The following is a 1,720-nucleotide window of genomic DNA, read 5'->3' as shown; positions in this document are numbered from 1 at the left end:
AGCTCGGCCTGGGCCCCGGCTCCCTCGGCGACTTCGCCGCCCGCACCGGGCGGCCCGACTGGGCGGCCGCCGCCTCCTTCCTCGCCGAATACCTCGACCTGCTCGACCTGCGCGGCGTCCTCGACTACGCCGAGCTCGTGCACCGCGCCGTCCTCCTCGCCGAACGGCCCGAGACCGCCGCCGAGCTGGCCGGCCGCTACGACGCCGTGTTCGTCGACGAGTACCAGGACACCGACGCCGCCCAGGTGCGGCTGCTGCGGGCGCTCGCCGGCGGCGGCCGCACCCTCGTCGCCTTCGGCGACCCCGACCAGTCGATCTACGCCTTCCGGGGCGCCGACATCAACGGCATCCTCGACTTCCCGGACGCCTTCCCCCGCCGCGACGGCGCCGCCGCCCCCGTCGAGGTCCTCACCACCTCGCGCCGCTCCGCCGCGGACCTCCTCGCGGCCACCCGGCTGCTCACCCGCCGGATGCCCCTCACCCGCCTCCCCGCGGACGCCGTCCGCGCGCACCGGGACCTCGCGGCCGTCCGCGAGGGCGGGCGCGTGGAGGCCTTCACGTACCCGACGGCGGGCGCGGAGACCGACAACATCGCCGACATCCTGCGCCGCGCGCACCTGGAGGACGGCGTCCCCTGGCACGAGATGTCCGTCCTCGTCCGCGCGGGCTCACGCTCCATACCGGCCCTCCGCCGCGCCCTGACCTCGGCGGGCGTCCCGGTGGAGGTCGACGGCGACGACATCCCCCTGCGCCAGGAACCGGCGGTGGCACCGCTGCTGACGGCGCTGCGGGTGGTGGCGGAGGGCGTTGCGGAGGACATCGCGGCGGACGCTGCGGAGCCTGCCGGGCCTGCGGAGCCTGCCGGGCCTGCGGGGCCCGCTGCCATCGACCCCGAGACCGCCCTGACCCTCCTCACCTCCCCTCTCGGCGGCATGGATGCCGCGGACCTCCGCCGCCTCGGGCGCGCCCTCAGGGACGAGGAGCGCGCCGCAGGCGAAGCCGTGCCCCGTCCTTCCGACACCCTCATCGCCGAGGCCCTCGCCGAGCCGGAGCGACTGGCCGTCCACGACCCCGCCTACGCCCGGGGCGCCCAGCGCCTGGGCGCCCTCCTCCGCGGGGCGCGCGAGATCCTCGCGGCCGGAGGCACCGCCGAAGAGGCCCTCTGGGCGCTGTGGGACGGCACCCCCTGGCCCGCCCGCCTGCAGCGCGCAGCGCACCGCGGCGGCGCGGCCGGCCGCAACGCCGACCGCGACCTGGACGCCGTCTGCGCCCTGTTCGAGACCGCCGCCCGCGCCGAGGAGCGCACCGGCGGCCGCGGCGCCCTGAACTTCCTCGACGAGCTCGAGGCGCAGGACATAGCGGCCGACACCCTCACCCGCAGGGCCGTCCGCCCCGACGCCGTGCGCCTGATGACCGCCCACCGCTCCAAGGGCCTCGAATGGCGGCTCGTGGTCGTCGCGGGCGTCCAGGAAGGGCTCTGGCCCGACCTGCGGCGCCGCGGCTCGCTCCTGGAGGCCGACCGGATCGGCCGCGACGGCATCGCCGAGCCCCTCAGCCCCGGCGCGCTGCTGGCCGAGGAGCGTCGCCTGTTCTACGTGGCGGCCACGCGTGCGCGCGAGCGCGTGGTCGTCACCGCGGTCAAGGCGGCGGCCGAGGACGGCGACCAGCCCTCCCGGTTCCTGACCGAGCTGGGCGTCGAGCCGGCCGACGTCACCCAGCG

Annotated in this window: 1 protein-coding gene; it reads left to right on the top strand. The window is 77.6% G+C overall.

Features of this window, described 5'->3' with window-relative positions; all coding sequences use genetic code 11:
- The coding region (locus tag V7793_RS37265; protein WP_336014135.1) for an ATP-dependent helicase at positions 1-1,720 on the top strand (1,720 nt) is incomplete at both ends.

Source organism: Streptomyces sp. KLMMK, assembly GCF_036961605.1.
Lineage (GTDB): Bacteria > Actinomycetota > Actinomycetes > Streptomycetales > Streptomycetaceae > Streptomyces > Streptomyces telluris.
This window is presented reverse-complemented; position numbering and strand designations above follow the sequence as displayed.